Source organism: Inquilinus limosus MP06, assembly GCF_000767795.1.
Classification (GTDB): domain Bacteria; phylum Pseudomonadota; class Alphaproteobacteria; order DSM-16000; family Inquilinaceae; genus Inquilinus; species Inquilinus limosus_E.
This window is the reverse complement of record NZ_JANX01000325.1, coordinates 1-7,104: the sequence shown is the minus strand read 5'-3', so window position 1 is coordinate 7,104 and position 7,104 is coordinate 1. Positions and strand designations below refer to the sequence as shown.

Annotated in this window: 11 protein-coding genes and 1 tRNA gene; 7 read left to right on the top strand and 5 right to left on the bottom strand. The window is 70.6% G+C overall.

Annotated elements, in window-relative coordinates:
* Positions 1-451 (top strand): hypothetical protein (locus tag P409_RS39085; protein ID WP_034843580.1); only part of this gene is annotated, 451 nt, incomplete at its 5' end.
* Between the two features lie 486 nt (positions 452-937).
* Here the strand turns inward: P409_RS39085 and P409_RS21700 are convergent.
* Positions 938-1,027, bottom strand: a tRNA-Ser gene (locus P409_RS21700).
* Positions 1,028-1,285: 258 nt separating this feature from the next.
* On the opposite strand from P409_RS21700, the gene rplU reads away from it, so the two are divergent.
* The 5 genes from rplU to P409_RS21675 all read left to right on the top strand — a co-directional run bounded on the left by rplU (position 1,286) and on the right by P409_RS21675 (position 4,331).
* Positions 1,286-1,600, top strand: coding sequence for a 50S ribosomal protein L21 (gene rplU, locus P409_RS21695; RefSeq protein WP_034843578.1), 315 nt, complete (start codon positions 1,286-1,288; stop codon positions 1,598-1,600).
* A 15-nt stretch (positions 1,601-1,615) separates the two neighbouring features.
* A complete protein-coding gene (gene rpmA / locus P409_RS21690; RefSeq protein WP_034843576.1) occupies positions 1,616-1,879 on the top strand; it encodes a 50S ribosomal protein L27 in 264 nt (87 codons plus the stop codon).
* 141 nt (positions 1,880-2,020) lie between these two features.
* Positions 2,021-3,085 carry a GTPase ObgE gene (gene obgE, locus P409_RS21685; RefSeq protein WP_052121127.1) on the top strand — a complete coding sequence of 355 codons (1,065 nt, stop codon included), beginning with the start codon at positions 2,021-2,023 and terminating at the stop codon, positions 3,083-3,085.
* A complete protein-coding gene (locus P409_RS21680) occupies positions 3,061-3,534 on the top strand; it encodes a GNAT family N-acetyltransferase (protein ID WP_052121124.1) in 474 nt (157 codons plus the stop codon). The genes obgE and P409_RS21680 overlap by 25 nt, the downstream gene beginning before the upstream one ends.
* Positions 3,531-4,331 carry a phytanoyl-CoA dioxygenase family protein gene (locus tag P409_RS21675; RefSeq protein WP_034843575.1) on the top strand — a complete coding sequence of 267 codons (801 nt, stop codon included), beginning with the start codon at positions 3,531-3,533 and terminating at the stop codon, positions 4,329-4,331. The genes P409_RS21680 and P409_RS21675 overlap by 4 nt, the downstream gene beginning before the upstream one ends.
* 29 nt (positions 4,332-4,360) lie before the next feature.
* Here P409_RS21675 and P409_RS40415 read toward each other — a convergent pair whose 3' ends face one another.
* The 3 genes from P409_RS40415 to P409_RS21665 all read right to left on the bottom strand — a co-directional run bounded on the left by P409_RS40415 (position 4,361) and on the right by P409_RS21665 (position 5,510).
* A complete protein-coding gene (locus P409_RS40415) occupies positions 4,361-4,510 on the bottom strand; it encodes a hypothetical protein (RefSeq protein WP_202964757.1) in 150 nt (49 codons plus the stop codon).
* Positions 4,507-5,064: an alpha/beta hydrolase gene (locus P409_RS21670; protein ID WP_202964756.1), complete on the bottom strand. Its 558-nt coding sequence runs from the start codon at positions 5,062-5,064 to the stop codon at positions 4,507-4,509. The genes P409_RS40415 and P409_RS21670 overlap by 4 nt, the downstream gene beginning before the upstream one ends.
* A 101-nt stretch (positions 5,065-5,165) precedes the next feature.
* Positions 5,166-5,510 (bottom strand): gamma-glutamylcyclotransferase family protein, encoded by a 345-nt coding sequence (locus P409_RS21665; RefSeq protein WP_034843574.1) that lies wholly within the window; start codon positions 5,508-5,510, stop codon positions 5,166-5,168.
* A gap of 143 nt (positions 5,511-5,653) precedes the next feature.
* Here P409_RS21665 and proB point away from each other — a divergent pair, with 143 nt between their 5' ends.
* Complete coding sequence (proB, locus tag P409_RS21660; RefSeq protein ID WP_202964755.1) at positions 5,654-6,769, top strand: glutamate 5-kinase; 1,116 nt, start codon at positions 5,654-5,656, stop codon at positions 6,767-6,769.
* Here proB and P409_RS21655 read toward each other — a convergent pair.
* On the bottom strand, positions 6,766-7,104 hold a 339-nt coding region (locus P409_RS21655), incomplete at its 5' end, for a helix-turn-helix domain-containing protein (protein ID WP_034843571.1). The genes proB and P409_RS21655 overlap by 4 nt on opposite strands.

Genomic DNA, 7,104 nt, shown 5'->3' with positions numbered 1-7,104 from the left:
GCTGGCCGCCCTGGCGCTGCCTGAGGCCGAGGGCGCGGCCGGGTCGCCCGTCGCGGTGGCGGTCGACGGCCGGCGCTTCGTGTTCGACGCCAATGAGGATGGCGTCGTTGCGATCGAGCTGGACTTCGAGGCCGACCGGGTCGTCTTCACACTGTCGGACCATCGCGGCACGCACCGGATCGAATCCGGCCTCGGCCACGCGGTCGAGGGCGACACCACCATGACCGGCAACCTGCTGCACCATGAATATCAGCCGGATTCGCTGCGGGTGATCGCGCGCGGCGTCTGGCGCGACGAACGCCGACTGGAGATGACATGGCGCTTCGTCGAGACCGCGTTCTGTGACACGGTGACCCTGACCTTCGGCGACGGCGACGTCCGGCTGGACCGCCGGGTCAACACCAATGCCGGGCCGCTGGAGCGGCCGACGCTGCTGGGGCGGGCGGCGTGACGTCAGAGGGACCATCGCGACCGGGCAGAAGACCATCCTCGCCTTCGGGGACAGCCTGACCTGGGACGCCGACCCGGCCGGAGGCGGCCGCCACCGCTTCGAGGACCGCTGGCCCGGCCTGCTCGAGGCCGTGACCCGAGCGCCGGGAAAATGCCACTCTCGCGCGACGTGACGACGTCCTTGGCGTGCTTCTCCGACCGGCCCGGCTCTTGAAGCGCATTTGAGGCGCCAAAGCTTGGCGCCGGTCTTCGAGACATGGAGATGCGGTCTCGGAACCCTGGATTTTATAGGCCGTCTCGCTTGGCCCTCCCGGTCTGGGCGTCGCTCGGCATCGGATGCCCCCATGCGCCGAGACCGCTACCCCCAGAGACCCCCGATGGAGGCATTGCGGGAGACGCAGCGGAACCGGTGAGGCCGCCGCTATGGTGATATCTGGCGGATTTTCGGGGTGGTTGGGGCTGTCCGGAACCCCACGAGGCAGGCAGATGGCGGAGAGGGAGGGATTCGAACCCTCGGTGCCCTTGCGGACACAACGGTTTTCGAGACCGTCCTATTCAACCACTCTAGCACCTCTCCGCAGAGGCATGGCGGGCGGTCTCCAGGACCCCCTCCGCGTGGCCGGCGCGGACCATAGTGGAGAGCGTTCGGCCATGCAAGCATCGTTTGCAGGGCGGAATTCACGGCTCCGCATTCGGCCGTTGACACGCGGCCGCGCCTGACTATAGTGCCGCGTTCACGGACACGGGTGCTGGTTCCGGCTGGCACCCGTGCTCGTTTTTGATCACCTGAGGGCGAACCGCAAGGGGCGTCCTCCCAGTCGACGGCAGCTTGACCATGTTCGCAGTCATCCGCACGGGCGGGAAACAGTACCGGGTTGCTCCGGACCAGCTTGTCACGGTCGAGCGTCTCGACGCCGAGCCGGGTGCCTCGGTCACCATCGAGGACGTGCTGATGGTGGGCGGCGACGGCGCCGTCAAGATCGGCACCCCCGTGCTGGCCGGTGCGTCGGTCACCGCCGAGGTGGTCGAGCAGACCCGCGGCCCGAAGGTCATCATCTTCAAGAAGAAGCGCCGCCAGAACTACCGGCGGAAGAAGGGCCACCGTCAGGACCTGACGGTGCTCAAGATCACCGCCATCGCCGGCGCGTAAAGAGGAGATCGACAGATGGCACATAAGAAGGCCGGTGGTTCGTCGCGCAACGGTCGCGATTCGGCAGGCCAGCGCCTCGGCGTGAAGAAGTTCGGCGGCGAAGCCGTCGTCCCGGGCAACATCATCGTGCGTCAGCGCGGCACCAAGTTCCATCCCGGCGTCAATGTCGGCATGGGCAAGGACCACACGCTGTTCGCGCTGGTTCCCGGCAATGTCCAGTTCAAGTCGGCCGGCGGCCGCACCACGGTGACGATCGCCCAGGCGGAAGCCGCCGAGTAACGCCTCGTTCCGGCCCGAAACGGCCGGGGCTCGCAGGCACGGATCTGGAGCGGGGGAATGGGCGACCATTCCCCCGTTTCCTATTTTGATGCGACAAGGATGGGGCGGGCCCGCGGGCCGGCGGCACGGGGCGACTAGGCCATGAAGTTCCTCGACGAGGCCAAGATCTTCCTGAAGAGCGGCGACGGCGGGAATGGCTGCGTCGCCTTCCGGCGCGAGAAGTTCATCGAGTTCGGCGGCCCGAACGGCGGCGACGGCGGCCGCGGCGGCGATGTCTGGGTCGAGGCGGTGGACGGCCTCAACACCCTGATCGACTACCGCTACCAGCAGCATTTCAAGGCCGAGCGCGGTCATCACGGCATGGGCTCCGACCGCTCCGGCGCCAAGGGCGAGGACACGGTGCTGCGCGTGCCGGTCGGCACCCAGGTGCTGGACGAGGAGAAGGAGGAGGTGCTGGCCGACCTGACCGAGGTCGGGCAGCGGCTCCGCCTGCTCAAGGGCGGCGACGGCGGCTACGGCAACGCCCATTTCAAGACCTCGACCAACCGCGCCCCGCGCCGCTTCGACCCCGGCTGGCCGGGGGAGGAGCGCTGGGTCTGGCTGCGGCTGAAGCTGATCGCCGATGCCGGGCTGGTCGGCCTGCCCAATGCCGGCAAGTCGACCTTCCTGGCCGCCACCAGCGCCGCCCGGCCGAAGATCGCCGATTATCCCTTCACCACGCTGCACCCGAATCTCGGCGTGGTCCGCAGCGACGACCACGAGTTCGTGCTGGCCGACATCCCCGGCCTGATCGAGGGCGCGCATGAGGGCGCCGGCCTGGGCGACCGCTTCCTGGGCCATGTCGAGCGCTGCAACGTGCTGCTGCACCTGGTCGACGGCACCCAGGACGATGTTGCCGAGGCTTATCGCGTGGTGCGCGGCGAGCTCGAGGCCTATGGCGGCGGCCTGGCCGGCAAGCCGGAGATCGTCGGGCTGAACAAGACCGACGCGCTGGACAAGGACACGGCCGCAGCCCGGCTGAAGGCGCTGAAGGCGGCGGCCGGCCGCAAGGCCAAGGTCGTCGCCCTGTCCGGCGCCACCGGCGGCGGGGTGCAGGAGGTGCTGCGCCTGCTCTGGACCCGCATCGCCGAGAGCCGTCCGGCCCTGGTCGAGGACGAGCCGGCGCCGGCCGACATCACGCCATGGGCGCCCACCGAGTCCGACTGAGCGGTCCCGCCGACCGGGAGGCGGTCGCCGCCTTCCTGACGGCGCAGTGGGGCAGCCCGCAGATGGCGTTGCGCGGCCAGCTGTTCGATCTCAGGGACTTCCCGGCGATCGTCACCGAGCCGTTCGGACGCGGTCTCGCCACCTTCGATCCGGAGGCAGGCGAGCTGATGTCCCTCGACGCAGACCCGCCGGGCCAGGGCATCGGCACGGCGCTGGTCGAGGCTGTGGCGGCGCAGCTGAAGGCCCGCGGCCATGCCGCGATGCTGGTGACCACCACCAACGACAATCTCGATGCGCTGCACTTCTACCAGCGTCGCGGCTTCCGTCTGGTCGCGGTCAGGCCCGGCGCGGTCGAGGAAGCCCGCCGGCTCAAACCGTCGATCCCGCTGGTCGGCTTTCACGGCATCCCGATTCGCGACGAGATCGAGCTGGAACGGCCGCTGACATGATGCCTTCTTCGCACAATCTCGATGACGAGCAGATCGAGCGCTTCATCGAAGACGGCTTCGTTCGCATCGACGGAGCCTTTTCCCGTGAGCTGGCGGAGGCGGGGCGCGCCATCCTGTGGCGCGACCTGCCCTGCGACCCGCGGGACCCGAAGACCTGGACGCAGCCGGTCGTCCGGCTCGGCTGGTACGGGCAGGAGCCGTTCAGGCAGGCGGCGAACACGCCGGTGCTGCGCGCCGCCATCGACCGGCTGGTCGGGCCGGGCCGCTGGCAGCCGCGCACCGATCTCGGCACCTTCCCGGTCCGCTTCCCGGCGCGCAAGGCCCCGAAGGACGACGGCTGGCATGTCGATGTCAGCTTCCCCGGGGACAGCAGCGACCCGCATGAGCGGCAGGACTTCTCGTCCTGGCGGGTGAATGTCAGTTCCCGCGGCCGGGCGCTGCTGACGCTGTTCCTGTTCTCCGACATCGGCCCGGACGACGCGCCGACCCGGCTGCGGGTCGGCTCCCATCTCGACATGGCCCGGTTCCTGGAGCCGGCGGGGGAGGCGGGGCTGGCCAGCCCGGATGTCCGGCGGGTCGGCGCCGGCCGGCCGGAGGCGCTGGCGACCGGCCCGGCGGGCACGGTCTATCTGTGCCACCCCTTCATGATCCATGCGGCGCAGCGGCATCGCGGCACCGAGCCGCGCTTCCTGGCGCAGCCGTCGATCGGCCTGGCCGAGCCGTACCGGCTGGAGCGGCCGGACGGGGCCTATTCCCCGGTCGAGACCGCGATCCGCCAGGCGCTCGGCCGAAGCTGACGGGCCCGGCCGAGGCTGGGGACGGGCCGCTACCCGGCCAGCTGGGTGGCGGCCTCGTCGATCAGGGCCGACACCTCGGCCGGCTTCGAGGCCAGGGAGGCATGGCCCGCCTGCAGGGTGATGGTCTTCCGGGGGTTCATCCGCGACGACATCATCTGCTGGTTCAGCGGGTTGATCATACGGTCGTCGGCGGAGATCTGGTACCAGAGCAGGGCTTCTGCTTCCAGGCCGGGACCGTGATGGCGTCGCCGAAGGTGCTGGCCAGCGGCGCCTTCTGCGTCGCCCCCATGACCAGCCCTTCCTCCGGCGTCAGGTCCTGGCAGAAGCTCTCATGGAACTTCTCCGGCTTGATCCAGAGGAAGCCGTCGCTGTCGGGCGCGAGGTTGGGGAAGGCGGCGGGCGGATGGGCCTGCGAGATGCCGCCCGGACTCTCCCCGGCATCCGGGGCGAAGGCCGCGATATAGACCAGCCCGGCGACATTGGGCAGGCCGCCGGCCTCGGTGATCACGGCGCCGCCATAGGAGTGGCCGACCAGCAGTACCGGCCCGGCCTGCTGCGCCACCATCTTGCGGGTCCGCTCCGCGTCGTCGGCCAGCGAGGTCAGCGGCACTTCGACCGCATGCAGGTCGCCGGGGCCGTAGCCCTTGCGCGACAGCTCGACGATCACCTTGCTCCAATGGGCGGCGCCGCCCCAGAAGCCGTGCACCAGTACGATCTTGGGTTTGCTCGCCATGACCTGAGCTCCGATCCGAGGGTGAGACCGGGCGGCATGATCCGCCCGATCCGGCCGGCTCGCCAGCGGGATCGCTTCCGACTGTGAGAGGGACGGGCCGCTCAGGCCCGGACGTAGACCCAGGCCTCCAGGCCGGAGGCCAGCGGCACCAGGATGCGCTTGTAGTCCGACACCTCATAGGCGTCGGCGGCAGCCAGTTCGGCCGCGGTGATGCGGAACACCGTCCCGGCCACCTCGTCCGCCGCCGCGCCGGGCTCGACGATCGGGTGGAAGCGCTTGCCGCTGGTGCGGATCACCTCGGGGTCGGTGATCTCGATCTCGCCTTGGCGCCAGCCCGGCATCGCGTCCGGCGTCCCTTCGAGGCGGCGTCCGAAGGAGGACAGCTGGACATTCTCCTGCTGCAGCGTGCCGTAGGAGAACAGCAGGACGGTGGCGGCCTCGGTCATCGGGCATCCTCGGAATCGGGCATCACGCCGGATCATAGCCGCCGTGCCGCGGCGAGGGGAGGGCGGGTCGCGGAACGGCTTTGCCCGCAGCGGGCCGAGAGGCTAGGAAGAGGGCCTTGTCTTTCGGCCGTCGAATGCCCGCCATGACCGCTTCCCTCGCCCAGGCCCGCCGCATCGTCGTCAAGGTCGGATCCGCCCTGCTGGTCGACCCGCGCACCGGGCTGCTGCGCCGTGCTTGGCTGGACGCGCTGGCCGACGACGTCGCCCGCTGCCGCGCGCGCGGGCAGGAGGTGATCATCGTCTCCTCCGGGTCGATCGCGGCGGGGCGCGAGCATCTCGGCCTCAAGGGCCGGCCGCTGCGGCTGGAGGAGAAGCAGGCGGCGGCCGCCACCGGCCAGATCCGCCTGGCCCATGCCTATCAGGAGACGCTGGCCCGGCACGACATCACCGTGGCCCAGATCCTGCTGACGCTGCAGGACACCGAGGACCGCCGCCGCCACCTGAACGGCCGCGCCACGATCGAGACGCTGCTTCGGCTCGGCGCCGTGCCGGTGATCAACGAGAACGACACGGTGGCGACGGCCGAGATCCGCTTCGGCGACAATGACCGGCTGGCGGCGCGGGTGTCGCAGATGGTGTCGGCCGACACGCTGGTGCTGCTGTCCGACATCGACGGGCTGTACACCGCCGATCCGAAGCGCGATCCCGCGGCGACGCTGATCCCCGAGGTCGACGAGCTGACGCCGGAGATCGAGGCCATGGCCGGCGAGGCGCTGCCCGGCTACTCCTCCGGCGGCATGGTCACCAAGCTGGTGGCCGCCCGCATCGCCATGGGCGCCGGCTGCCGCATGGTCATCGCCATGGGCAAGGAGGCGGCGCCGCTGCAGCGCATCGAATCCGGCGCGCCCTGCACCTGGTTCGTGCCGGGGGCGGAGCCGCGCACGGCCCGCAAGCGCTGGATCGCCGGCTCGCTGAAGCCGGTCGGGTCGGTGGTGATCGACGCCGGCGCGGCCAGGGCGCTGGCCGACGGCCGCAGCCTGCTGCCGGCCGGGGTGACGGCGGTCGAAGGCAGCTTCCGCCGCGGCGACCCGATCGCGGTCAAGGATAGGCAGGGCAGGGTGCTGGGCCGCGGCCTGTCGGCCTATGATTCCGACGACGCCGACCGCATCCGCGGCCACAAGAGCCGCGAGATCGAGGCCATCCTCGGCTATCGCGGCCGGGACGAGATGATCCATCGCGACGATCTAGTGCTCGGCTAGGCGTTCCGCCGATAGGCCGACGGCGCCGCGCCGGTGACCTTGCGGAAGGACTGGGCGAAGGCGCCGACGCTGTCATAGCCAAGGGTCAGGGCGGTGTCGGTGACCGTCCGGCCCTCTGCCAGCAGCGCGATGGCGGCGACCACGCGCCGGCGCAGCCGCCACTGCCCGACCGACAGCCCAGTCTCCTGCCGGAACAGACGGGTCAGGCTGCGCCGCGACAGGGCGGCGTCGCGGGCCAGCGCGTCCAGCGACTGCCGCTCCGCCGGATCGTCCATCAGCGCCCGCACGACGCGCAGCAGGCGCGGGCTGCGCGGCAACGGCAGTTCCAGGGCATC

Excerpts from the sequence above, each read along its gene's own strand:
- rplU (WP_034843578.1), top strand. The coding sequence starts at position 1,286 with ATGTTCGCAGTCATCCGCACGGGCGGGAAACAGTACCGGGTTGCTCCG.
- P409_RS21665 (WP_034843574.1), bottom strand. The coding sequence starts at position 5,510 with ATGACCGAGGCCGCCACCGTCCTGCTGTTCTCCTACGGCACGCTGCAG.
- rpmA (WP_034843576.1), top strand. The coding sequence starts at position 1,616 with ATGGCACATAAGAAGGCCGGTGGTTCGTCGCGCAACGGTCGCGATTCG.
- P409_RS40415 (WP_202964757.1), bottom strand. The coding sequence starts at position 4,510 with ATGATCAACCCGCTGAACCAGCAGATGATGTCGTCGCGGATGAACCCC.
- proB (WP_202964755.1), top strand. The coding sequence starts at position 5,654 with ATGACCGCTTCCCTCGCCCAGGCCCGCCGCATCGTCGTCAAGGTCGGA.
- P409_RS21675 (WP_034843575.1), top strand. The coding sequence starts at position 3,531 with ATGATGCCTTCTTCGCACAATCTCGATGACGAGCAGATCGAGCGCTTC.
- P409_RS21670 (WP_202964756.1), bottom strand. The coding sequence starts at position 5,064 with ATGGCGAGCAAACCCAAGATCGTACTGGTGCACGGCTTCTGGGGCGGC.
- P409_RS21680 (WP_052121124.1), top strand. The coding sequence starts at position 3,061 with ATGGGCGCCCACCGAGTCCGACTGAGCGGTCCCGCCGACCGGGAGGCG.
- obgE (WP_052121127.1), top strand. The coding sequence starts at position 2,021 with ATGAAGTTCCTCGACGAGGCCAAGATCTTCCTGAAGAGCGGCGACGGC.